Raw genomic sequence first — 23,258 nt, 5'->3', positions numbered from 1 at the left:
CCCCATCTAACGCTGGGCCAGGGGGCGGAAGGTGCGCTGGATATCGGTCTGCATGGCGCCGTACTGCTCGTCCAGCACCCGGTCGTAGGCCGCCAGAAGGCTTTTACCCAGTTCCTCACGCATGTCGTCCAGGCTCTGTTGCAGGGCGGCTTCCAGTTCATCGCGATTCAGCGCTTCGTCCAGCCGCAGCAGGGCCCAGTCGGTGGCCAGCCAGCCTGCAGCGCCCGCCACCAGCGCGCAGGCCAGCGCACCGGGGCCGCTGGGCGCACACAGGGTGGCGCCACCCGCCGCTGCCGTACCGGCCCGGGCTGCGCCGCGGCCCGCCCCCCGTGCAGCCACAGCCCGGCCTGAAGTGGCCGCTGCACGGCGGCTGGCAGCACGCCAGATGAGCGGCCCGGCGGCGATACCCACCGCCGCCGCGCTGCTGAGTGACATCCGGGCAATGAATTCCGGGCTGCCGTACCCGGTCAGTTGTTGTGTCAGCTCATCCAGCGCCAGGGTCTCGGTATCCGGTAGCGGCGCCACCGGCATCCGGTCGGCGTCCAGCAGGTCGAGCATCTCCGCCAGCCAGTGTTCCCGCGTTTCCCGAGCCGCTCGCAGCAGGCGCGCGTCCGCCTGGACACGCAATATCTCCAGCCGGTTTTCAAAGTCGGCAGCCTCGAAGATCAACGCCTCGGCACGCCGGGCCACAAAACCCTCGTCCGCCAGGCTGGCCTTTTCCAGCGCCCACATGGACAGCCGCGCATACTCACCGCCCAGGGAGTAGTACCAGTCCGCAAACGCCGGCAACCGGGCCGACAGGTCCGCAAACAGGCGATCCAGCGACTGATCCAGATGACTGGCGATCGCCTCCCGGGCCGCCTCCTCGCCTTCGGCGAACCGCAGCGCCGAGAGCAGCGCCAGTTCCTCCGCCCGCCGTGGCGACACCTGATAGTGATCATCACCCACCCGCACCACCACCGGCGCCCCCGGATCCCGTGCCGCCTGCCACGCCTCGCGCTGTACCAGCACCAGGCACAACGCCGCCACCCCGACCATCAGGCCGAGCAGGCGAATCACCGGCACGGCGGTGACAGGTGGCGAAGCCGTGGTCGTCATCAGGCGCTCCGGGTCACAGGATCAATACGGCGCCGCGCCAGCGTCAGGGCCCCGGCGCACGCTACCAGGTATGACCACACAAACAGCCCATTTGCGGCAAGCAGTACCAGCCAGCCGCCGATTCGCAACATTGGGCTGCCACTGCCCGGCAGATGCTGCTGACCCAGCCAGTTCACCAGCGCGTCCTTGGCGGCAGCGCCTTGCAACAACGCCTCCAGCCACGGGCTGTGCGCCTGCTGCGCCTGCATGGCATGCCACAGCGCCTGACGCAGACCCACCTCGCCGTAATCCGGGTAGGGGGCGTGCAAGGCCAGCAGCGTCACGACGGCAAACAGCAACAGGAAGAGTGCTGCCAGCGTGACCCGCATGGCGAGTTCGGGCAGATAACGCGGCGCCGCATGCCGTGCAAGCAGGCGCTCACATACCGCCTGCACTACCACTATCGCAGGCAGCGTGGCCGCCAGCAGCCACCAGAGCACCTCCTGCTGGGTACGCACCACCGCCACGCCCAGCACCAGCGCCAACAACAAGGCTTGCAGCGCCTGCCGCAGCCACAGCAACAGGCCGCCCCGCAGACGCCAGCGCCAACGACTGTCCGCATGCAGATACGCCGCCAGAAACGCCTGCCGCCGACTCAGCGCCCGCCGCCACAGCCCCGCCTGCATCACCGCCGCCAGCAACAGCCAGGCCAGCACCAGCGCGCCATGGCTCCACTGGCGGCCAGCCAGATGCAGCCCCAGCATCAACGCCACCGGCACCAGTAACCACAGTCCCTGGTCCACCCAGTGCCAGCGCGGCAGGCGCCGCGTGTCGGTCGTCACTTCGGCCAATCCACCCTCCCCCTCTGGTTGCCTATACTGCCCTGCATTGAATTCACCCTGCTGACGTCATCAAGGATGCCACCATGAGTGCCACAGAAATTCGCGAACTGCGCAACGCACCTGCCATGCTGCCCCTGTTTGCCAAGGCCGTCGTGCGTGCCGGCGTCAAACCCGGCAAGAACCCGGTACTGCCGAACAAGGGCGTACGCCTGAGCGATATCATGCTCGACGCGAAACATCTGGCCACCTATCGCAAGGTATGCGGTTTCAAGGCCGACGGCTACCTGCCGGTGACCTATCCGCACCTGCATGCGCACCCGCTGTTCATGAGTCTGCTGCTGGACAAGGACTTCCCGTTCGCGGCCATGGGTCTGGTCCATGTGCGCAACCGTATCACTCAGTACCGCCGAATCCAGGAGCGCGAGCAGCTGGATGTGGAATGCCGTTTCGGCGAGCTCACGCGGGTGGCCAAGGGCTACGAATTCTCGATCCTGACGCACATCAGCACCGGCGGCGAGCTGGTCTGGGAAAGCGAATCCACCATGTTCCGCCGGGGCGGCGGCACGGGTGAGGACAAGGGCGGCAAGAAGCCGGCGGCCGCCGAGCCGGTGACAAATGCCACCGAATGGAAGGTCCCGGGCAGCATGGGCCGGCAGTACGGCGCGGTATCCGGTGATCGCAATCCGATTCATCTGTACCCGCTGACCGCGAAGCTGTTCGGCTTCAAGCGCCAGATCGTGCACGGCATGTGGTCCAAGGCGCGCTGCCTGGCGGAGGTCAACGATCAGTTGCCGGAGAACGGTTTCAGTGTGGACGTGCAGTTCAAGTTGCCGATGTTCATTCCGGCGACGGTAAAGTTCGCGCAAGAGAAACAGGGCTCGGGGCTGGATTTTCGCCTGCTGGCCGCAGATGGCGTCAAGCCGCACCTCAGTGGTGAGATTCGCGCGCTCTGACCTTTGTTGCCGGTTGGGGGCCATTCTTTCTGGTTGTGGTGGCATGGCCCTCGGGGGGCCGTCACGCGCAGCCCGGTCAAGAACCTCCAGCCAACCGAAAGTCTGGTTCTGGCGACACGCTACGAAGTGGTGTTCGTGTCGTTGGCACTGAACTGAGGCCTCGGTGAGGGGCAAGCCCTTCCAGAAGTGTGTGAGGCAGGAAGCCGAACGCAAGCCTACAGGGACGTATTCACGGCGGCTTCTGGAAGGGCTTGCCCCTCACCGAGGCCGGGCTACGGAGCTCCGGGGCTCCGGGGCTCAACCCACATCACCCGTAAAGCTCACCATCCACTGAATACCGAACGCATCCACGCAGATGCCGAACAACTGTGCCCACTCGGTGCTCTGCAACGGCATGGTGACCTCGCCGCCCTCCGCCAGCGCAGCATGAACGCGACGCGCCTCATCCTCGGAATCGGCTTCCAGCGCAATGAAGAAGTTGTTGCCCGCAACAAAGCCCCCGGTGTGTTCGGCACTGATCACATCCGTGCCCATCAGCACGTTGTCGCCGCCCAGCGGTAATCCGATATGGGCGATGGCGTCCAGCTTGTCCTCAGGCGCGCCCATCGGGTTGCCGGGGAAATCGCCGTAACGCAACACCGCGGTAAATTCGCCACCGAAGATGCGGCGGTAATGTTCAAAAGCGGCCTCAGTGGTGCCCTTGAAGTTGAGATAGGGATTGGCCATTTTCATGTCAGCGAGTCCTTGTCAGGTTGAAAGGCAATAATGGTCGCCCGCAGGCGACCCGTTTCGACATCTGACCACAGCGCTTGCGCATATCTTGTCACCAGCCTTCACCCCGGTCATTGCCTGCTTGCCGCTTTGCACGCAGAGTAGTCGGCATCGTCAATAGCCAACCGCCAGGGAGCAGTGCCATGGCATCATCGAATACCGCATTACAGGGCAAGACCGTCGCCGTCACCGGCGCCAGTGGCATGATCGGGGTCTATCTTTGCCGCAGTCTGATGGCGGCGGGCGCGCGGGTCGTCGGCGTGGTGCGTAATCCGGCCAAGGCGGCGTTTCTGGCGGATGAGGGGGTCGAATTCCGCAAGGCGGACCTGACCGATCCGGCGGCGCTGGAAGCCGCCTTCCGGGGCTGCGATGCGGTCATCTCCAATGCGGCCATGTATGTGGCCAGCAAGGGCTTCGGCGCCTGGGAAGCGCATCTGACGGCCAACGTCGAGGGCACGCGCAATGTGTTCGAGGCGGCGCACCGCGCGGGAGTGAAACGGATCGTGCATGTCAGCACCTTCGGCATCTACCGCTGGTCGCTGCGCAAACCGATGGACGAGCAGTGGCCGCAACTGGACGGTCAGCGGCGCAAGGGCGGGACCTACCGCGCCAGCAAGCAGATCAGCGAGGACATCGCCTGGCAACTGGCGCGGGAGCTGGATCTGCAGTTGACCACCGTGCGGCCCAGCGGCGTCTACGGCGCCCGTGACCCGAATACCATGGCCATGGTCTACAAGGCGCTGAAATTGCCTGTGCTGGTGCTGCCCAGCATCGGCTTTCCGCTGGTGTATGCGGGGGATGTCGCAGACGCCACGGCGCAGGCGCTGGCCAATGATGCCGCCATCAACGAGGCCTACAACGTCGGCGGTGAGGGGCATCAGTTGTCGAGTTTCCTGCGCGCCGTCGTCAGGGCGCGAAAAAAAGGCCCGGCCATTCTCTCTGTGCCGTTGCCCGCCCGAATCAGGACGGACAACAGCAAGGCCGGTCGCGATCTGGGCTTCCGCAACCGGGACTTCGATGAAGCGCTGGCGGCGGTGATCGCCGAGGACCGCGCGCTCAGGTAAAGAAGGCAATGCCCGCCAGCAACAGGGCGCCAGCGGCCAGGCCGGTGGCCAGGTGCAACTGGCGCTGCAGGCGCTGGATGTACTGACGCTGGACTTCGGCGGCCGCATTGATACGGGCGACCGTTTCCTGCAGCGAAGTCGCCAGCGCCTGGATCGCCTCGGCGTTATGGGTGGCGGCCTGCTGCAATTCCTCGATTTGCTGTGCCAGCAACGGGTCCTGCTTGCCGATCCGGGCAGCGGTAAATGCGGGGATTGCCGATGTCACGATCTGGGTGACATACGGCAGGGAAATCTTCAGCAGGGGGATCCAGGCAGGCATATTGGAGACTCTCGAAGATGGCTGACGGGGTCGGCAGGTCGCAACGATTCCGGGCTGGTGCGCCAGTCCGATTCGCAGCGTTCAGCCTAGCCTACACGCTATCCATGAGTCCCGCATACGGGGCAGGCAGGGTCGCGTTTCAGGCGCAAGGTGCGCCAGCTCAGGGTGGTGGCGTCCAGCAGGTGCAGGGTGCCGCCGACCTCGGCGCCGGTCAGCAGACGCAGGGCGAGGTGCGCTTGCAAGGTGCCCAGGGTGCCGACCACTGGACCGAGGATGCCGGATTCGCTGCACAGGGTATCAGGGGCGGCGCCGTCGCCGTCGCCGTAGACGCAGGCGTAGCAGGGGCTGTCCGGGCGGCGGAAATCGAACGCCGCCAGCTGGCCCTCCAGGCGGATGGCTGCAGCGCTGATCAGCGGAATACCGGCGGCATGGCAGGCCCGGTTGATCTGGTCACGACTGCGGAAGTTGTCGGTGCAATCCAGCACCAGGGTGACGCCGGGCAACTGCTTCGCCAGCCAGTCCGGGTCGGCGGCGCGCGGCCAGGCGGCAACGCGAATGCCGCTGTTGAGCGCCATCAGTTGTGCCGCCAGCGCCTGGGCCTTGGGCTGGCCGATATCGCTTTCGCGGTAGGCAATCTGCCGGTGCAGGTTGCTGGCCTCGACCGTGTCCGGATCAACCAGCACGATCTCGCCCACCCCGGCGCCAGCCAGATACAACGCTGCCGGACATCCCAGCCCGCCCGCACCGATGATCATGACGCGCGCCGCCGACACATTTTCCTGACCCTCGATATCGAAAGCTGGCAGCAGTATCTGGCGGCTGTAACGCAGCAGTTGGTCATCACTGAGCATCGGCGTCTCCCGGCGGTGTGATGCCCAGTGTAACGCGGTCATGCCCGGCCAGGTCGCGGCGGGTTTCAATGCGGACAAACCCGGCATCACGCAGTATCTGCTGAACGGCTTCCCCCTGGTCGTAGCCGTGTTCCAGCGCCAGCAAGCCGCCGGGGCGCAAACGCTGGCGGCTCTGCACCGTGATGACACGAATATCAGCCAGGCCGTCACTGCCCGCCGCCAGCGCGGTACGCGGTTCATAGCGCACATCGCCCTCGCCCAGATGCGGGTCGTCATCAGGAATATAAGGTGGGTTGCTCACCACGGCATCCAGTGGACCCGGCAGCTGGCTGCACCAGTTGGATTGCAGCGGCTGCACATTGCCGGCCCCCAGGCGTTGCCGGTTGCGCTCCACCAGATCCAGAATCGCCGTGCTCGTGTCCACCGCCACCAGTTGCCAGGCCGGGCGTGCCAGCGCCAGGCTGATGGCAATCGCGCCGGTGCCGGTGCCGAGGTCAGCCACGCGCAGCGGCGCGTCTGCCGCCAGGCCTTCCAGCACGGTATCCACCAGCAGTTCGGTATCCGGGCGCGGAATCAGGGTGTCTGGCGAAACCAGAAACTCATGCCCGTAAAATTCGCGACGGCCAATGAGGTAGGCGACGGGCTCGCCGACAACGCGGCGGGCCACCCACTCCTGGAACTGGCGCGCTTCACTGTCGGTGGGGATATGTTCGGGCCAGGTGAACAGGAAACTGGCGGGCTTGCGCAGGCAGTGGGCCATCAGCACGCGGGCATCGATGTCGGCCGTGGGGCTGTGACCGTCCAGCCGTTGCCGGGCGGCGCGCAGCAGTTCGCCGACGCTGGCGCTCATTACGCCTGCCCGGAGAGCGCGGCCAGCTGCTCCGCCTGGTGTTCCGCCTGCAGGGCATCGAGGACATCGTCCAGACTGCCTTCCATCACTTCTGCCAGCTTGTACAGGGTCAGGTTGATGCGGTGATCTGTCAGCCGTCCCTGGGGGAAATTGTAGGTGCGAATGCGTTCGGAGCGGTCGCCGGAACCGACCAGCGACTTGCGGGTGGCCGCCATCTCCTGTTGCTGTTTCTGTTGCTGGGCGTCATAGATGCGCGCCTGCAACAACGACATGGCCTTGGCCTTGTTCTTGTGCTGGCTGCGTTCGTCCTGGCATTCGACCACGATGCCGGTGGGCAGATGCGTCAGGCGGACGGCGGAATCCGTGGTGTTGACATGCTGGCCACCAGCGCCCGAGGAGCGGTAGGTATCGACACGCAGGTCTTCCGTGCGAATCGTCACCACTTCCAGTTCGTCAGCCTCTGCCATCACCGCTACGGTGCAGGCCGAGGTATGAATACGGCCCTGGGATTCGGTTGCCGGTACCCGCTGCACGCGATGCGCGCCGGACTCGAACTTCAGGCGTGAGTAGACACCATTGCCGGTAACGCGGCAGATCACTTCCTTGAAGCCGCCCATTTCACCTTCACTGGCGCTGATCTGCTCAACACGCCAGCCCTGGCTGTCGGCATAGCGGCTGTACATGCGCAGCAGATCACCGGCAAACAGCGCCGCTTCATCGCCGCCTGTGCCGGCACGAATTTCCAGAAAAACATTGCTGTTGTCGCGCGGATCGCGCGGCAGCATCAGGCGCTGCAGTTCCGCTTCCAGCGCTTCGCGACGGGTCAGTGCCAGCCGGGCTTCTTCTGCCCCCATGGCACGCATGTCCGGATCACTGTCCTGTTGCATTGCTTCGGCTTCGGCCAGCGTGGTGTCCGCGTTCCGGTAGGCGGCAAAACACTGCACCACATCTTCAAGCTCGGCATATTCCCGCGACAAATCGCGAAAACGGCCCTGCTGGCTGATCACACCAGGATCGGACAGCAAGGCCGACAGCTCTTCGTGGCGATCGCAAAGGCGTTCAAGCTTGGTGCGCAGGGAATCTTTCATGGTCATTCGTCACGCAGCAGCAGTTCGCGGGCAATGGACAGGGATTCGGTGCGATTTTCCGCCGCAAAACGGCGCAGCTGCACGCTCGGCTGGTGCATCACCTTGTTCAGCAATGCATGCTGGAAGCGGCGCAGTACGTCCGCCGGGTCACCGCCCGCCTCCAGCTGCGACAGCGCTTTCTGCAATTCTTCATCGCCCAGTGCCGCCACCTGTTCGCGATAACGGCGCAGGGTATCCACAGCGGTCAGCTCACGTTGCTCGCGAGCATAGCGCGACAGTGCCTGGTCGATGATGCGCTCCGCTTCGGCCGCAGCATCCTGCCGTTGCCGTACATTCTCTTCAATGGCTTCGTGCAGGTCATCCACGGTGTACAGATAGATATCCTGCAACGCGCCCACTTCCGGCTCGATATCCCGGGGCACGGCAATATCCACCATGAAGATCGGCCGGTGACGGCGCTTTTTCAGGGCTCTTTCGACCATCCCCTTGCCGAGCACGGGCACGGGCGCCGCCGTGCAGGAAATGACGATGTCGGTGCGCTCCAGAACCACCGGGATTTCTTCCAGCGTAATGGCCCGGCCGTTCACTTCGCGGGCCAGCACATCGGCGCGATTGAGCGTGCGGTTGGCGATGGTGATATCCGCCACGCCCTGATCACGCAAGTGCCGCGCCACCAGTTCGATCATGTCACCGGCCCCGATCAGCAAGGCCCGGCTCTGCCGCAAGTCGGCAAAGATATGCCGTGCAAACGACACGGCAGCATAGGCCACGGAAACGGGGTGCGCACCAATACCGGTATCCGTGCGGATACGTTTGGCCACGCTGAAGACTTGCTGGAACGTGCGCGCCAGGCTGGCTTCCAGCGCGCCGCTCTCGTGGGCCCGGGCATAGGCATCACGCATCTGGCCAAGAATCTGCGGCTCACCCAGCACCAGGGAATCCAGTCCGCCAGCGACGCGCATCATATGACGCAGGGCCTTGTCATCCTGATGCAGGTACAGCGCTTCACGCAGACGCGCGGCCTCCAGGCCATGCCAGCGGGCCAGCCACTGGGCCAGATCCGGGCCGGTGCCTGCGGCCGTGTCGGCATCGATCAGACAGTAGATTTCGGTGCGATTGCAGGTGGACAGTAGCGCCGCCTCGCGCACACCGGGTTGCCGACGCAGATCCGCCAGTGCTGCTGGAATCTGCGCCTCGGGGAACGTCAGACGTTCGCGCAAGCCCAGTTCGGCAGTGGTGTGATTGACGCCTGTGGCGAGTAGCTTCATGCCCGATATGCCCGCTCGGTGCCGAAATGGACGGTGTCTGGGTGGCGCATTTTGCGGGATTTATCCCGGCAAAACAATGTCATAGCAACTATAACGCCAATAGGCACAGTGGGCAGCAGCGCCCCGGTATGCCATGATTGGCCCTCTTTCTCTGCCAGCGGATCATCCACCGCAATGCCGACAATGTCATACGCCCTGCCTGTCACTCTGGCCTTGATGCTTGCCCTGACCGGCTGCGCCCGGCATACACCGGACACCACCGCGCCAGCACCGGAACCCGCGCCAACGCCCGTGTACGCCCCCTACGATACCGCCATCCTGGCAGATCTGCTGGCCGCCGAACTGGCTGCCCAGCGCAACCGCCTGGATGTCAGCCTGGCCTACTACGCCCAGGCGGCGCGGCGCACTCGCAGCCCGGAGGTGACCGGCCAGGCAGCCCGGCTGGCCGCTTATATGGAAGAACCCGAACTGGCGCTGGAGTTGTCAGAGCGCTGGCTGAGCATGAGCCCGAACGACACGACCGCCCTGGAAATTGCGGCGCTGTCGCATATCAGCCTGGGCGATACCGAGGCGGCTGCCACCTATATCGACACGCTGCTTTCCCGTGATCCACAGGGCGCACTGGTGCGTCTGGTCACCCAGGCCCGGGGCCTGGATGCCGCCGGCAATACGCGCCTGCTGGCGGCGCTGTCCGGCCTGACTGACCGCTACCCGGAGCAGGCGCCACTGTGGTACGCCCGCGCCCTGCATCTGCAGTTGCAGGACAACCCTGAGGCAGCCCTGGACGCCACCGAGCAGGCACTGAAAAGACAGAGCGACCATGAAGAGGCCCTGCTGCTGAAAGGCCGCCTGTTGTTTGAACTGGGGCACCGCGATCAGGCCCTGCGGCACATGCAGCGGCTGGTGCGACGCTACCCGGAGGCACGCCGTGCGCGGGTGCTGTATGTGCGCCTGCTGTTGCAGGACGGCCAGACCGATGCCGCCTTCCGCCAGCTGGAAGTGCTGGCCGAGCAGCACCCGGACGACCCCGACCTGCGCTACTCACTGGCCCTGTATGGCATGGAGCATGGCGCCCGCGAGCGCGCCCGCGAGGTGCTGGAATCACTGATGCGGGACGGTTATCGCGAGGACGAGATTCGCAGCTTCCTGGCCCAGATCGCCGAGCAGGACGGCGACATCGATGGCGCCATTGACCACTATCTGGCGATCCGCGACCCCGAGGTGGCCCTGCGCGCCCGCGTGCAGGCCGCCCGCCTGTATCAGGAAACCGGCCGCAGCAATGAGCGCCAGGCGTTGATGGCGCGCTTGCGCGACCACTACCCGGTGCACCTGCCGACGCTTTACGCCGCCGAAGCCGAACTGATCGCCGGCGACGATCCCCATGCCGCCCATGCCCTGCTGGATCAGGCGGTGGAGGATTTGCCGGAGAATATCGAACTGCGCTATGCCCGCGCCCTGGCCGCCGAGCGCATCGACCAGCTGGCCCAGACCGAAGCTGACCTGCGCTTTATCCTTGCGCAACGCCCGGACGATCCGGACGCCCTGAATGCGCTGGGCTATACCCTGACGGACCGCACGGATCGCCATGAAGAGGCTTACGGTTATATTCGCCGTGCGCTCGACCAAAAGCCTGACAATCCGGCCATTCTCGACAGTATGGGCTGGGTACTGTTCAACCTGGGGCGCGCAGAAGAGGCCCTGCCCTATCTGAAACGTGCCTATGAAATGTATCCGGACGACGAGGTGGCCGCGCACCTGGGCGAGGTGCTCTGGAGCCTGGGCCGACAGGACGAGGCGCGTGCCGTCTGGGAAGACGCCCGCCAGCGCGAGCCGGACGGACGCCATGTGCGCGACACCCTGGAACGACTGACCGGGCAGAATTCATGATTCGCCATGCCGTATTACTGTTGCTGGTGCTGCTGCTCAGTGCCTGTCAGACCCGCCCGGTCGTGACCGTGGATGATTTCGAGCGTGCCGAGGACCTGCAACACTGGAACATCACCGGCCGACTGGGTTATCGCACGGCCAACGACGGCGGCAACGCCAGCCTTGACTGGCGCCAGCGGCGCGAGGGCGGCCGGATCCATTTCTCCGGCCCGCTGGGCTTCGGCAGTGCCGAGCTGCGCTGGGACGACACCAGCGCCATGCTCGATACCGGGCGCGAGCAACTGACCGCCAGTTCCCCGGCCGCACTGGCCTGGCACCTGACGGGCCTGATGATTCCGGTGGACGCCCTCTACTACTGGGTACGTGGCCTGCCCTGGCCGTGGGCCGAAGGCACACCGCACTATGACGATCAGGGGCGCCTGGTCACCCTGGATCAACTCGGCTGGTCGCTGCGTTTTGACCGTCACGAACGGGTAGCGGGCCTGGAATTGCCACACCGCGTGCGCGCCAACCTGAACGGCGACAGCTTTACCCTGATCGTCCAGCACTGGGTGCCGCAACCGTGACGTCGGGCCACCCGGCGCTGGTGCTGCCCGCACCCGCCAAGCTGAACCTGTTCCTGCACATCACCGGCCGCCGCCCTGACGGCTACCACACCCTGCAAACCCTGTTCATGCTGCTCGATCACGGTGACACCCTGACGCTGCGCCCGGCGGATACGCTGCGGCTGGATGCGCCCGACGTGCCTGGCCCGGTCGAGGACAATCTGGTCTGGCGGGCCGCACGCCTGCTGCAGACCCACACCGGTTGCACCCGGGGCGCGCACCTGACCCTGGAGAAACGCCTGCCCGCAGGCGGTGGCGTCGGCGGCGGCTCCAGTGATGCCGCCACCGCCCTGCTGGGGCTTAATCACCTCTGGCAGCTGGGGCTGAGCCCGTCGACGCTGGCAGGGCTGGCGCTGCAACTGGGCGCCGATGTGCCGGTCTTCGTGCAGGGCCATAGCGCCTTCGCCGAAGGCATCGGCGAGCAGCTCACACCGGTGTCTTTGCCGCCTCGTGACTATGTGGTGATTCACCCGGGAATCAGTGTCGCGACAGCGCATATTTTCAATGACCGGGAATTGACAAGGCATACCCCCGTCAGTACAGTAGCGGCCTTTCTTGAGCCGGGCACCCGGAAGCACTTTCGCAACGACTGCGAACCCGTTGCACGGCGGCTTTTCAGGCCGGTAGCCGAGGCACTGGACTGGCTCGAGAAAGCAGTTGGCGAAAGCCATCTGACCGGCACCGGAGCCTGCATTTTTGCGCCCGTGCCGAGTCGGCAGATCGGCACTTCGGTGCTCGCGAATCTGCCGCCGCGCTGGACAGGTTTCGTCGCGCGGAGCTGCAACCGCTCACCCTTGCTTGATGCACTGGATGCGGCCACCGCTTCGCACTGCGACAACGGTTAGCGTTGGGGTATAGCCAAGTTGGTAAGGCAGCGGGTTTTGATCCCGTCATTCCCAGGTTCGAGTCCTGGTACCCCAGCCACTAATTCACAGTCACGTGATTGATCATGCCGGTGACGGCTGCCCCAGGCGCCCGCTGGCAGATCAGGAAACGACAGCGCCGGCCCGCCGCTACCTGCATCAGCGTCATCCCCTGCGTTGTCCCCGTTAAGAAACTGACAACATCGACACGATCCCCGGGGAGCGCCAGTGTCCAAACTCGTTATCTTTACCGGCAATGCCAATCCCGAACTGGCCCAGGCCATGGTTCGCCAGCTGAACATTCCGCTGGGCGCCGCCGATGTGGGCACCTTCAGTGACGGCGAAGTGGCCATCGACATTCATGAGAATGTGCGCGGCAAGGACGTCTTCATTGTCCAGTCCACCTGCAACCCCACCAATAACAACCTGATGGAAATCCTGGTCATGGCGGACGCCCTGCGGCGCTCCTCCGCAGGCCGGATCACGGCGGTCATGCCCTACTTCGGCTACGCCCGCCAGGATCGCCGGGTACGCTCGGCCCGGGTGCCGATCACCGCCAAGGTGGTGGCCGACATGATCACTACCGTCGGCATCGACCGGGTCGTGACCGTTGACCTGCATGCCGATCAGATCCAGGGTTTCTTCGATATTCCTGTGGACAACGTCTACGCCACGCCGCTGATCGTGGCGGACATCGAGCGCCAGAACTACGAAGACATGATGGTGGTATCCCCGGATGTGGGCGGTGTAGTGCGCGCCCGCGCCCTGGCCAAACAGCTCAACGACGCCGACCTGGCCATCATCGACAAGCGCCGCCCCAAGGCCAATGAGTCGCAAGTCATGCACATCATCGGTGAAGTGGAAGGCCGGACCTGCATTCTGGTGGACGACATGGTGGATACCGCCGGCACCCTGTGCAAGGCCGCCAAGGCCCTCAAGGAACACGGCGCCAGACAGGTCGTGGCCTACTGCACCCACCCGGTGCTTTCCGGGGCCGCCATCAGCAACATCAAGGATTCCGAACTCGACCAGCTGGTGGTCACCGACACCATCCCGCTGTCCACCGCCGCGCGTGACTCGGGCCGCATCCGGGTGCTGTCGCTGGCGCCGATGCTGGCGGAAACCATCCGCCGGGTGAACAACGAGGAATCCCTGTCCGCCATGTTCGACCGGCTGGAGCTGGTCTGACCCCGGCTCATCAGACGCAAGCCCGGACCCGGCGGGGCTGCAGCCCCGCCAGCACTGGCTTTTTGCAGTGCGCCGATAGATAATGCGCCCCCTTTTTAACCAAACCTCCCGGCAGGCCTGGTCGCAGGGCCCGTCAGGGACATACCGGAGATTCACCCATGAGCAATGATTTTTTGCTGCATGCAGAGGGCCGCAGCGATGTGGGGAAAGGTGCGAGCCGCCGCCTGCGTCGTCTGGAAGCCCGCATCCCGGGCATCATCTACGGCGGCAGCACTGCCCCGCAGATGGTCACCCTGGAACTGCGTGAACTGGTCAAGGCGCTGGAAAACGAAGCCTTCTACAGCCACGTCCTGACGCTGGATGTTGACGGCAAGAAGCAGCAGGCTGTGCTGCGTGACCTGCAGCGCCATCCGGCCAAAGGCACGCCGATGCATTGCGATTTCCTGCGCGTGGACAAGACCCACAAGATCACCATGCAGGTTCCGCTGCACTTCCTGAACGAAGACAAGTGCGTGGGCGTCAAGCAGCAGGGCGGCAAGATCAACCACAATGCTTCCGAAGTGGAAGTCAGCTGCCTGCCGCAGCACCTGCCCGAGTTCATCGAGGTCGATATGGCCAACGTGGCCCTGGATCAGGTGGTACACCTGTCTGACCTGAAACTGCCGAAAGGCGTTGAGCTGGTAGCCCTGAGCCATGGCGACGACCATGACCTGCCGGTAGCCGCCGTACACGCTCCGAAAGGCGGCGCTGTGGATGACGCTGAAGACGGCGAAGACGGCGAAGAAAGCAAAGAAGACTGACAGGCAGGACTGTGGCGGATCCGATACGACTGATCGTTGGCCTGGGCAATCCGGGCGCACAGTATGCGGACACCCGCCACAATGCCGGTGCCTGGTATGTGGACGCCCTGGCGAGAAGCCAGGGCGTTTCACTTTCCGAAGAAAAGAAGTATTTCGGCCTCACCGGCCACTTCACCTCTGGCGGCGACACCGTCCGCCTGCTGATCCCCACCACCTATATGAACCGCAGTGGCCAGGCCACCGCCGCACTCGCCAATTTCTTCCGTATTCCGATCACACAGATTCTCGTGGCCCATGATGAACTGGACCTGCCGCCAGGCGTCGTGCGCCTGAAGAAAGGTGGCGGCCATGGCGGCCACAACGGATTGCGCGACATGATCAGCAAACACGGCAACCAGCGGGATTTCGTGCGCCTGCGGATCGGCATCAGCCATCCTGGCAGCGCCGACCTGGTAACGCCCCATGTGCTGGGCAAACCCGCCCCCGCTGACCGGGAACGGATCGAACGCGCCATTGATGAGGCGCTACGCTATACCGGTGAGATCGTGCGTGGCGAGATTGATCAGGCGATGAACCAGCTGAACGGCTTTCGCGCTACATGACCATGGCTTCGTCAGGCAACACCGCTGCCGCCTGACGGTCCCGCTCGTAACGCTGCATCACCCACTGCCCCGCCGGTTGCGATCGCAGCACGGCAGACTGCTCGCGAAACACGGCCGGCATGCGTGCTTCCGGCATGAACGCCCAGGGCGTGCCCGGCGGCATGAACAAGGGCGCGTACAGTGACGCCGCCGTGATATCCGCCAGCGTGAGACGCTGCCCCACCAGATAACGTGATGCATTTCCCCGGATACGCTTCTCGATCAGCGCCAGCCCTTCCTGCAGGCGCTGGAAAGAATGCGCCACCGGCTCGGCGCTGATGCGGTACAGGCGCGCCACACCTTTTTCCGTGACCGGCACCAGCAGCCGCTGCACCATGCCGGGCAGGCGATAGGGGCCGAACATCGCCTGCATGACTTCGGGCCGCCCCAGCAGCTGGCCGTACAGCCAGCGGCGCACATGCACGCCATAGCGGTCGAACTGCTGCTCCAGCTCAATCACCTGCTGACGCTGCTCCGGATCGTCCGGGACCAGCGGATTGTTCGGGTAGTACTTGTCCAGGTAATAGGCGATCCGCGTTGAATCCCCCACCAGGCGCTTGCCGTCCCGCAAGACCGGCAAGGTGTTGACGCCCGCCCGGGCACGGGTAAACAGACGGTGCGGACCCGGCAGCAGGTTACGCTCGGTGTAGGCGAGCCCCTTGTGATCCAGCAGCCAGCGCGCCTTCTCGCAATAATGGGAAATCGGAAACTGGTACAGCACGCGTGTCGCCGGCATGGAGCTCTCCTGACTGATATGGGTGCAGTCTAGAAGCGCCACGCCACACCGCCACGGCAAGGGCGCCACGGTCAATCGTCATCAGGGCCAATCCACACCCGCGCCGGTGGCGCCGTCCGGCGACTTTCAGTAGCATTGCGCCCCTTGACCAACCGGCCCGACCTACGGGGAGCAGTTTCATGGGTTTCAAATGCGGTATTGTCGGCCTGCCCAATGTGGGCAAGTCCACCCTGTTCAATGCGCTCACCAAGGCCGGCATCGAAGCCCAGAATTTCCCGTTCTGCACCATCGAGCCCAACACCGGCGTTGTCCCGGTACCGGACCCGCGACTGGACCAGTTGGCCGCCATCGTCAATCCTGAGCGGGTACTGCCTGCCACCATGGAGTTTGTCGATATCGCCGGCCTGGTAGCCGGCGCCTCCCAGGGCGAGGGGCTGGGCAACAAGTTTCTCGCCAATATCCGCGAGACCGAAGCCATCGCCCACGTGGTGCGCTGCTTCGAGGACGACAATATTGTCCACGTGGCGGGCCGGGTGGCACCGCTGGACGATATCGCCACCATCAATACCGAGCTGGCGCTGGCGGACATGGAAACCGTGGAAAAGGCACTGCTACGCGCGCAGAAAGCCGCCAAGGGCCAGGACAAGGATGCCGCCGCGCTGGTCGTCGTGCTGGAGAAGGTGCTGCCCGCGCTGAACGAAGGCCACCCCGCCCGCAGCGTCGCGCTGGACGACGATGAACTGAAACGTCTGCGCTCCTATAACCTGCTGACGCTGAAGCCCACCATGTATATCGCCAACGTCAACGAGGACGGCTTCGACAATAACCCGCTGCTTGACGCCGTGCGTGAGCTGGCCGACAGCGAGCAGGCCGTGGTAGTGCCGATCTGCGCCAAGATCGAATCCGAAATCGCCGAACTGGATGACGACGAGAAGCAGGAATTCATGGCCGATCTGGGCATGGAAGAGCCTGGTCTGAATCGTGTCATCCGCGGGGGTTACAGCCTTCTCGGACTGCACAACTACTTCACCGCCGGCAAGAAGGAAGTGCGCGCCTGGACGCTGCCCGTCGGCGCCACAGCCCCGAAGGCTGCAGGGGTGATCCACACCGATTTCGAGAAAGGATTCATCCGCGCCGAGGTCACGGCGTTCGACGACTATGTGGCCTGTCATGGCGAGCAAGGTGCCAAGGATGCCGGGAAATGGCGCCTGGAAGGCAAGGAATATGTGGTCAAGGATGGCGACGTCATCCACTTCCGTTTCAACGTCTGACAACGCGTCTCTGGCAGGGCTTGACAGGGCCACGCCCCTGCCGGAGAATTCGCGCTCTCCAAAATGGCTACGTAGCTCAGCTGGTTAGAGCACAGCACTCATAATGCTGGGGTCGGTGGTTCAAGTCCACCCGTAGCCACCATATCAAACCCGCCTGATCGAACCGGCCCGCCCTGCCGAACGCCACGTCGCAGCGCAAATAAACCATATCGGTTTACTTCCAATAATTAAACCACTATGGTTTAGTCATGACCTCGCCAGACCACACCCGGTACCTGGTCCTGATTGCCGACATCCAGGACTCGCGACACCTGCCTGACCGGCAGGCTGTGCAGACGCGACTGCAGGATACCCTGACCACCCTGAACGCTGCCGCCCCCCCGGATCTGCTGGTCTCCCCCTACACCATCACGCTCGGCGATGAATTCCAGGCCGTCATGACCCGTGCCGACAGGGCGCTCGCCGATATCATCACGGTGATGGGCGCGCTGCATCCGGTGCAACTGCGCTTTGCACTGGCCACCGGCGCGCTCGACACCCCGGTGAACCCGGACCAGGCCATTGGCATGGACGGCCCTGCCTTTCATGCTGCCCGCGAAGCCATCGAGCATCTCAAGGCGGCCGATGAACGGTTGGCGATCGTGCATACCGGCGAATCACCCGACCCCCAGCTCGACACGCTGGTGACTGGCACCGTGGGCCTGCTTGGCCACCACCTCGGTAAATGGAAACCGTCACGCCTGTCCGTGCTGACCGCGCGACTGCACGGTGACAGCGTGACGACCATTGCCACCCGGCTTGGCATGAGTGAGCAGGCCGTGTACAAGAATATGCGAGCCGGCGAACTGGAACATGTCATCACGCTGTTCCGGACACTGACCACCCTCATCAACCGACGGTTGTAAATGGCTGTTTTCAGCTTCCTGATCATCTACCTGCTGTGCCGACTGACGCATCTGCGTCACGATGGCCGCCTGCCGACACTGCCGCTGCTGCTGTTGTCCGTGCTGCTCTGTGTCACGGCGCTGGTGTGTTCGCCGTCGCTGGCCATGCTGCTTGGCATGCTGCCGCTCGCCTTGCTGGGGCTCTGGGGTGCCGAACGACTGCTGCCAGAGCGCGGCCTCAATGAATGGCGCCTGCTCGGCCTGTTTGTCGTGCTACTGCCAGCCATCGGGCTGCAATCTGCGGCACCGACCGGGCCCGTCCTGGCGTGGCTGCTGGCCCTGACCGGGCTCCACCCGGACACCCTCTATAAACTGGGCTGGGTGCTGCTGGGCTTTCTGCTGGTGGCCCACGAAGCCAACCTGCCGATTCGCAGTCTGCTGCGCTGGTCCGGGCTGGCACCACGTCATGACGATGCGGACCCGCCCGGCGACACCGTTATTGACCAGCAGGAATACAATGCCGGTCGCATGATCGGGTTGATGGAGCGCTGGCTGATGTACGCCATTCTGGTCGCCGCACAGAATTACAACGTCATTGCCTTCGTGCTCGCTGCCAAGGGGTTCGCCCGCTTCCGCCAGATGGACCAGCGGGCCTTTGCCGAATACGTCCTGATCGGCACCCTCGCCTCGACGCTGCTTACGGTGCTGATCAGTCTGCTGGTGCTACGCATGATCGCCCTGGTCTGATACCCGCAGATGAACTGCTGGCCGACATTGTGGTCTTCACGATAACCGCATTCCTCGCAGCCGTGGATGATTCGCCATGAAAAAGCTGGCCCGCAACAGTCTTCTCGCCATTACCGCCATGGCCTGGCTTGGCCAGCCCGTGGTCGCCGATGGCAAGCGTACCGATGGCGCCAGCCAGCACGGCACCGTCACCATCGCGGCGGACGGTGGCAGCGCACCGGAAATCTCGCGCTTCAGCGCCGGGGAACGGGCCCTGCTGAGCAGCGGCCTGCGCGAAACGCCGCGCACCGGCGCTGTGTTTGCCGACGCGCATCGGCGGACACCCCTGCAACCCGGCGACCGCCTGTCGCCTGAGGATCTGCTTTCCGCGCGCACCCTGCCTGCCACCCTGCAAACGGCGCTCGGCCACGACAGCCCGGACCAGCGAGACCTGCTGATCGGCCATCAGGTCGTGCGCCTGGCGGTGCCGACCCGCCAGGTGCTGGATGTCCTGACGCTGGGCTGACCGCATGACGCCCCGCACATGGCCGACATGACCCACCTCTCATTTCGCGGCTTTTACCTGCAGAACCGGAACCCGGCAAGCGCCCACCCGCTCATAATGTGAATTGGCCAGCCGTGGCCAGAGGTCGCAGGGAGTGTCGATCATGAATGCACAGCCTCTTCGCCGACAGTTGCTACAGGATGGCCTGCAGCTGATGGCATTCACACCAGAAGACAAACTCGTCTTCCGCAACTATCTGGCCGTACGCTTCCAGCCGCCGGAATGGCTGCAGCAGGTGCGCTTCAGACAACCCCTGTCCAGACCTCTGCTGGCACGCGGTCGTCATGTACCGTTGCGGCTGGCCAACAGCCTGAGTCAGCCTGCCCGGGGCACACGGGATATCTATCTGGATGGTTGCGTGGTGCGACTGGTGCTGGACAGCTGGGTGGTCATCGACATCCTGACGCCCTGACCTGATGGCCGGACCGCTCAGCGGCCGCTTTTCGGGCCCGGCCCGATGGGCAGCGGGAACGCATGGATGTTGCCCGTCTGGCCCGCCTCGGTGATCTTCCCCACGCCCTCTTTCTCCACTTCATCGATGCGGATCACCGCATGCATGGGAATGAAGGAACGCTGCACCCCGGCGAATTCGCTCTTCAGCCGCTCTTCCGAGGGGTCAACCACCATGCTGGCCCGCTCCCCGAACAGGAACTCCTCGACCTCTATGAACCCATGCAGATCGCTCTGGTAGATATGGGTGGCATAGATCTCGTAGATCTGACCCTGATTGTGGAAGATGACCCGATAGATCTGGCGCGAGCTGGACATTACTGTGATCTCAAGAACGTCTGTGTCAGGGGGCGGCAAGCATAGCATAGGCATTGCGCGCAGGTGACTGAAAACCCTGCACTTCGGCTGGACTTTGCCACCTCGAATGACTAGAGTTAGCGCCCACAATGCACCGTGGGGCAATTTGCCGCACCCCGGGCAGTGCTGTGATGACCTCTGGTGCCCCAGGTGGTTGATTTTATTGCACTTGCCCACCTTGGCGAAAAAATGATCATCCCCTGATCTGCAGCACGCCGAGGGGTACGGGGACCTCTTCACGGGCCGGCAAGGGCCCCACGCGCATCATCCTGAAACGCTTTCCAGGTGCCGCACCTAAACCGGCGATAACATGCGTCTGCCCGCCCAGGCAGCCGCTGGGGAAAACAGGGAGCCTACGTAATGCAGTCTACACTGTTCCACCGTGCAGCCACGCTGCTCACGACACTGATGCTCAGTGGCGTGGCGGCTGCTGACTGGACCGAACGATCCGACCTCAACCTGCGCCCCGGGGTCACGGCGGTCAGTCAGGACGTCTACGACCTGCACATGATCATCCTCGGCATCGTGACCCTTATCGGCGTGCTGGTGTTCGCCCTGATCATGTGGTCCGTCTTTGCCCACCGCAAAGAGAAAAATCCGGTACCCGCCAAATTCCACGAGAATGTGGTACTGGAAGTGGTCTGGACGGTGATTCCGTTCTTCATCCTGATCGGCATGGCCATTCCGGCCACTCGCGTGCTGATCAATATGGAGGACACCAGCGACTCCGCGTTGACCGTCAAGGTCACCGGCTCCCAGTGGCGCTGGCATTACGAGTACCTGGCCTATGAAGACGACAACGACATCAATGTCGGCTTCTTCAGTGACCTGGCCACGCCCCCGGAAGTCTGGCAGCGCCCGATCCTCAGCGGCGGCCTGTTCCCGGTGGGCTCCTATCAGGAGCGCGTCGGCCAGGAGCGTGTGCCCCTGACCCGGGATAACGAAGACGTCTTCAACTACATGATCGAAGTAGACAACCGCCTGGTCATCCCTGCAGGCCAGAAAGTCCGCTTCCTGATCACCGCCGATGACGTCATCCACTCCTTCTGGGTACCGGACTTCGGCTGGAAGAAGGACGCCATTCCCGGTTTCGTCAACGAAGCCTGGACCCTGGTACCGGAAGAGCAGGCTGGCCGCATATTCCGTGGCCAGTGCGCCGAGCTGTGTGGCCGTCTGCATGCCTTCATGCCCATCGAGGTGGAAGTGAAGTCGCAGGAAGACTTTGCCGAGTGGCTGGCCGAACAACAGGCTGCGGCTGCCGACGGTCCGGACATGACCCCGTTCGCCAGCGTCGACGAGGCGATGGAAATGGGCAAGCCGATCTATGATCGCGCCTGCGCCATGTGCCACGGCGCTCAGGGCCAGGGCCAGGGCATGTTCCCGAGCTTCCAGCAGTCCGCCCTGATGGTGGACGCCGACCGCAAGCAAGAAAATATCGACATCCTGCTCCGGGGCCGTGGCGCCATGCCAGCCTTCCGGGCGCAGCTGTCACCCAAGGAGATCGCCGCCGTGGTCACTTACCAGCGTAATGCGTTCGGTAACGAAACAGGCGATCTGATCCAACCTGACGACGTGCAGAACTGACGGAGGCGCGCAACATGGCAGACCATCACGAGCATCACGCCCCGACCGGCTGGCGCCGCTGGCTTTTGAGCACCAACCACAAGGACATCGGCTCGCTGTACCTCTGGTTCAGCTTCGCCATGTTCCTGGTCGGCGGCCTTCTGGCCATGGTCATCCGCGCAGAGCTGATGTACCCCGGCATGCAGGTCGTAGACCCTGACTTCTTCAACCAGATGACCACCACCCACGGTCTGATCATGGTGTTCGGCGCCGTGATGCCGGCCTTTGTGGGCCTGGCCAACTGGATGATTCCGCTGATGATCGGCGCGCCAGACATGGCCTTGCCGCGCATGAACAACTGGTCCTTCTGGATCCTGCCGTTCGCCTTCGCGATCCTGATCGGCTCGGTCCTGATGAGCGCCTTCGGCCCGGGCAATCCGCCGGCACCGAACTTCGGCTGGACCTTCTATGCGCCGCTGTCCACCACCTATGGCCCGGCGTCCACCGACTTCTTCATTCTCTCGGTCCACCTGATGGGTATCTCCTCCATCATGGGCGCCATCAACGTCATCGTGACGGTGATGAACATGCGCGCCCCGGGCATGACCATGATGAAGATGCCGCTGTTCGTCTGGACCTGGCTGATCACTGCTTTCCTGCTGATTGCCGTCATGCCGGTACTGGCTGGTGCAGTCACCATGATGCTGACCGATCGCCACTTCGGCACCAGCTTCTTTGATGCCGCCGGTGGCGGTGACCCGGTCCTGTTCCAGCATATTTTCTGGTTCTTCGGGCACCCCGAGGTGTACATCATGATCCTGCCGGCGTTCGGCGTGGTCTCCGCGATCATCCCGACCTTCGCCCGCAAGCCGCTGTTCGGCTACGCCTCCATGGTGTACGCGACCGCCTCCATTGCGTTGCTGTCGTTCGTCGTCTGGGCGCACCACATGTTCACCGTGGGCATGCCGCTGGCCGGGATGCTGTTCTTCATGTACATGACCATGCTGATCTCGGTACCGACCGGCGTGAAGGTGTTCAACTGGGTGGCCACCATGTGGCGCGGCTCACTGACCTTTGAACTGCCGATGAAATGGGCGATTGCCTTCGTCATCCTGTTCACCATCGGTGGCCTCTCGGGTCTGATGCTGTCCATCACCCCGGTCGACTTCCAGTATCACGACTCCTACTTTGTTGTAGCCCACTTCCACTATGTACTGGTATCGGGCGCCATCTTCTCCATGTTCGCTGCGGTCTACTACTGGCTGCCGAAATGGACCGGCGTGATGTACGACAAGTTCTGGGGTGAAGTGCACTTCTGGAGCTCGCTGATCTCTGTGAACCTGCTGTTCTTCCCGATGCACTTTGTCGGCCTGGCCGGTATGCCGCGCCGCTATGCGGACTATGCCCTGCAGTTTGCCGACTACAACTGGTGGATCAGTATCGGTGCCTTCTGGTTCGGCATTTCCCAGCTGTTCCTGCTGTGGGTGCTGATCAAGGCGTGCTTCCTCAAGAAGGGCGAGAAAGCCACCGACGAAGTGTGGGAAGGCGCGGACGGCCTGGAGTGGACGGTACCGTCCCCGGCACCGTTCCACACCTTCGATACACCGCCGGTAGTGAAGTAATTTTTCAAGACATCCTC

Annotated in this window: 25 protein-coding genes and 2 tRNA genes; 17 read left to right on the top strand and 10 right to left on the bottom strand. The window is 63.8% G+C overall.

Going from position 1 to position 23,258, the window contains the following annotated elements:
* Nucleotides 1-6 precede the first annotated feature (6 nt).
* Both DKW65_RS03535 and DKW65_RS03530 read right to left on the bottom strand, forming a co-directional pair.
* A complete protein-coding gene (locus DKW65_RS03535; RefSeq protein WP_111655963.1) occupies nt 7-1,098 on the bottom strand; it encodes a hypothetical protein in 1,092 nt (363 codons plus the stop codon).
* Complete coding sequence (locus DKW65_RS03530) at nt 1,098-1,928, bottom strand: hypothetical protein (RefSeq protein ID WP_111655962.1); 831 nt, start codon at nt 1,926-1,928, stop codon at nt 1,098-1,100. Before DKW65_RS03530 ends, DKW65_RS03535 begins: the two co-directional genes overlap by 1 nt.
* A gap of 74 nt (nt 1,929-2,002) precedes the next feature.
* Between DKW65_RS03530 and DKW65_RS03525 the strand changes: the two genes are divergently transcribed.
* Nucleotides 2,003-2,872, top strand: a complete 870-nt coding sequence (locus DKW65_RS03525; RefSeq protein ID WP_111655961.1) for a MaoC family dehydratase — start codon at nt 2,003-2,005, stop codon at nt 2,870-2,872.
* Between the two features lie 297 nt (nt 2,873-3,169).
* Here the strand turns inward: DKW65_RS03525 and DKW65_RS03520 are convergent, their stop codons facing one another.
* Entirely contained in the window at nt 3,170-3,604 is a 435-nt protein-coding gene (locus DKW65_RS03520; protein WP_111655960.1) for a VOC family protein, read from the bottom strand.
* A 182-nt stretch (nt 3,605-3,786) separates the two neighbouring features.
* Here DKW65_RS03520 and DKW65_RS03515 point away from each other — a divergent pair, with 182 nt between their 5' ends.
* On the top strand, nt 3,787-4,707 hold the full coding sequence (locus tag DKW65_RS03515; RefSeq protein WP_111655959.1) for an NAD-dependent epimerase/dehydratase family protein: 921 nt from the start codon (nt 3,787-3,789) through the stop codon (nt 4,705-4,707).
* Here the strand turns inward: DKW65_RS03515 and DKW65_RS03510 are convergent.
* The 5 genes from DKW65_RS03510 to hemA form a co-directional block, all read right to left on the bottom strand.
* Entirely contained in the window at nt 4,700-5,026 is a 327-nt protein-coding gene (locus tag DKW65_RS03510) for a hypothetical protein (protein ID WP_111655958.1), read from the bottom strand. The genes DKW65_RS03515 and DKW65_RS03510 overlap by 8 nt on opposite strands.
* A 98-nt stretch (nt 5,027-5,124) precedes the next feature.
* Nucleotides 5,125-5,877 (bottom strand): HesA/MoeB/ThiF family protein, encoded by a 753-nt coding sequence (locus tag DKW65_RS03505; RefSeq protein WP_111655957.1) that lies wholly within the window; start codon nt 5,875-5,877, stop codon nt 5,125-5,127.
* The gene (gene prmC, locus DKW65_RS03500; protein ID WP_111655956.1) at nt 5,867-6,727 is read right to left on the bottom strand and encodes a peptide chain release factor N(5)-glutamine methyltransferase; all 861 of its coding nucleotides are present in this window, start codon (nt 6,725-6,727) and stop codon (nt 5,867-5,869) included. Before prmC ends, DKW65_RS03505 begins: the two co-directional genes overlap by 11 nt.
* Nucleotides 6,727-7,815: a peptide chain release factor 1 gene (gene prfA, locus DKW65_RS03495; RefSeq protein WP_111655955.1), complete on the bottom strand. Its 1,089-nt coding sequence runs from the start codon at nt 7,813-7,815 to the stop codon at nt 6,727-6,729. Before prfA ends, prmC begins: the two co-directional genes overlap by 1 nt.
* Before the next feature lie 2 nt (nt 7,816-7,817).
* Nucleotides 7,818-9,083 (bottom strand): glutamyl-tRNA reductase, encoded by a 1,266-nt coding sequence (hemA, locus tag DKW65_RS03490; protein ID WP_111655954.1) that lies wholly within the window; start codon nt 9,081-9,083, stop codon nt 7,818-7,820.
* Nucleotides 9,084-9,257: 174 nt separating this feature from the next.
* On the opposite strand from hemA, the gene DKW65_RS03485 reads away from it, so the two are divergent.
* The 7 genes from DKW65_RS03485 (at nt 9,258) to pth (ending at nt 15,028) form a co-directional block, all read left to right on the top strand.
* Nucleotides 9,258-10,970: a tetratricopeptide repeat protein gene (locus DKW65_RS03485; protein ID WP_111655953.1), complete on the top strand. Its 1,713-nt coding sequence runs from the start codon at nt 9,258-9,260 to the stop codon at nt 10,968-10,970.
* Nucleotides 10,967-11,536: a lipoprotein insertase outer membrane protein LolB gene (gene lolB / locus DKW65_RS03480; RefSeq protein ID WP_111655952.1), complete on the top strand. Its 570-nt coding sequence runs from the start codon at nt 10,967-10,969 to the stop codon at nt 11,534-11,536. The genes DKW65_RS03485 and lolB overlap by 4 nt, the downstream gene beginning before the upstream one ends.
* Nucleotides 11,533-12,420, top strand: coding sequence for a 4-(cytidine 5'-diphospho)-2-C-methyl-D-erythritol kinase (ispE, locus tag DKW65_RS03475; protein WP_211315733.1), 888 nt, complete (start codon nt 11,533-11,535; stop codon nt 12,418-12,420). Before lolB ends, ispE begins: the two co-directional genes overlap by 4 nt.
* Before the next feature lie 3 nt (nt 12,421-12,423).
* Nucleotides 12,424-12,499: transfer RNA gene (locus tag DKW65_RS03470), tRNA-Gln, on the top strand.
* A 167-nt stretch (nt 12,500-12,666) separates the two neighbouring features.
* Complete coding sequence (locus DKW65_RS03465; RefSeq protein ID WP_111655951.1) at nt 12,667-13,626, top strand: ribose-phosphate pyrophosphokinase; 960 nt, start codon at nt 12,667-12,669, stop codon at nt 13,624-13,626.
* Nucleotides 13,627-13,784: 158 nt separating this feature from the next.
* Nucleotides 13,785-14,426: a 50S ribosomal protein L25/general stress protein Ctc gene (locus DKW65_RS03460; protein ID WP_111655950.1), complete on the top strand. Its 642-nt coding sequence runs from the start codon at nt 13,785-13,787 to the stop codon at nt 14,424-14,426.
* Nucleotides 14,427-14,437: 11 nt separating this feature from the next.
* On the top strand, nt 14,438-15,028 hold the full coding sequence (pth, locus tag DKW65_RS03455; protein ID WP_111655949.1) for an aminoacyl-tRNA hydrolase: 591 nt from the start codon (nt 14,438-14,440) through the stop codon (nt 15,026-15,028).
* Here the strand turns inward: pth and DKW65_RS03450 are convergent.
* Nucleotides 15,021-15,803, bottom strand: a complete 783-nt coding sequence (locus tag DKW65_RS03450) for a glutathione S-transferase family protein (protein WP_111655948.1) — start codon at nt 15,801-15,803, stop codon at nt 15,021-15,023. The genes pth and DKW65_RS03450 overlap by 8 nt on opposite strands.
* Before the next feature lie 179 nt (nt 15,804-15,982).
* On the opposite strand from DKW65_RS03450, the gene ychF reads away from it, so the two are divergent.
* The 6 genes from ychF (at nt 15,983) to DKW65_RS03420 (ending at nt 19,661) form a co-directional block, all read left to right on the top strand.
* On the top strand, nt 15,983-17,074 hold the full coding sequence (gene ychF, locus DKW65_RS03445; RefSeq protein ID WP_111655947.1) for a redox-regulated ATPase YchF: 1,092 nt from the start codon (nt 15,983-15,985) through the stop codon (nt 17,072-17,074).
* A gap of 65 nt (nt 17,075-17,139) precedes the next feature.
* Nucleotides 17,140-17,216: transfer RNA gene (locus DKW65_RS03440), tRNA-Met, on the top strand.
* A 106-nt stretch (nt 17,217-17,322) separates the two neighbouring features.
* Entirely contained in the window at nt 17,323-17,979 is a 657-nt protein-coding gene (locus DKW65_RS03435) for a SatD family protein (protein WP_111655946.1), read from the top strand.
* On the top strand, nt 17,980-18,705 hold the full coding sequence (locus DKW65_RS16015; protein WP_211315732.1) for a hypothetical protein: 726 nt from the start codon (nt 17,980-17,982) through the stop codon (nt 18,703-18,705).
* 76 nt (nt 18,706-18,781) lie between these two features.
* Nucleotides 18,782-19,210 carry a hypothetical protein gene (locus DKW65_RS03425; RefSeq protein WP_111655945.1) on the top strand — a complete coding sequence of 143 codons (429 nt, stop codon included), beginning with the start codon at nt 18,782-18,784 and terminating at the stop codon, nt 19,208-19,210.
* Between the two features lie 142 nt (nt 19,211-19,352).
* Nucleotides 19,353-19,661, top strand: coding sequence for a hypothetical protein (locus DKW65_RS03420; protein ID WP_111655944.1), 309 nt, complete (start codon nt 19,353-19,355; stop codon nt 19,659-19,661).
* Nucleotides 19,662-19,678: 17 nt separating this feature from the next.
* Here DKW65_RS03420 and DKW65_RS03415 read toward each other — a convergent pair whose 3' ends face one another.
* Nucleotides 19,679-20,017, bottom strand: coding sequence for a DUF1820 family protein (locus DKW65_RS03415; RefSeq protein WP_111655943.1), 339 nt, complete (start codon nt 20,015-20,017; stop codon nt 19,679-19,681).
* Between the two features lie 399 nt (nt 20,018-20,416).
* On the opposite strand from DKW65_RS03415, the gene coxB reads away from it, so the two are divergent.
* Complete coding sequence (gene coxB, locus DKW65_RS03410) at nt 20,417-21,640, top strand: cytochrome c oxidase subunit II (RefSeq protein WP_111655942.1); 1,224 nt, start codon at nt 20,417-20,419, stop codon at nt 21,638-21,640.
* A 14-nt stretch (nt 21,641-21,654) separates the two neighbouring features.
* On the top strand, nt 21,655-23,241 hold the full coding sequence (gene ctaD / locus DKW65_RS03405; RefSeq protein ID WP_111655941.1) for a cytochrome c oxidase subunit I: 1,587 nt from the start codon (nt 21,655-21,657) through the stop codon (nt 23,239-23,241).
* Nucleotides 23,242-23,258 lie beyond the last annotated feature (17 nt).

This window comes from Isoalcanivorax indicus, from assembly GCF_003259185.1.
Lineage (GTDB): Bacteria > Pseudomonadota > Gammaproteobacteria > Pseudomonadales > Alcanivoracaceae > Isoalcanivorax > Isoalcanivorax indicus.
The sequence above is the reverse complement of the archived record's forward strand: the minus strand, read 5'-3'. Positions and strand labels throughout refer to the sequence as shown.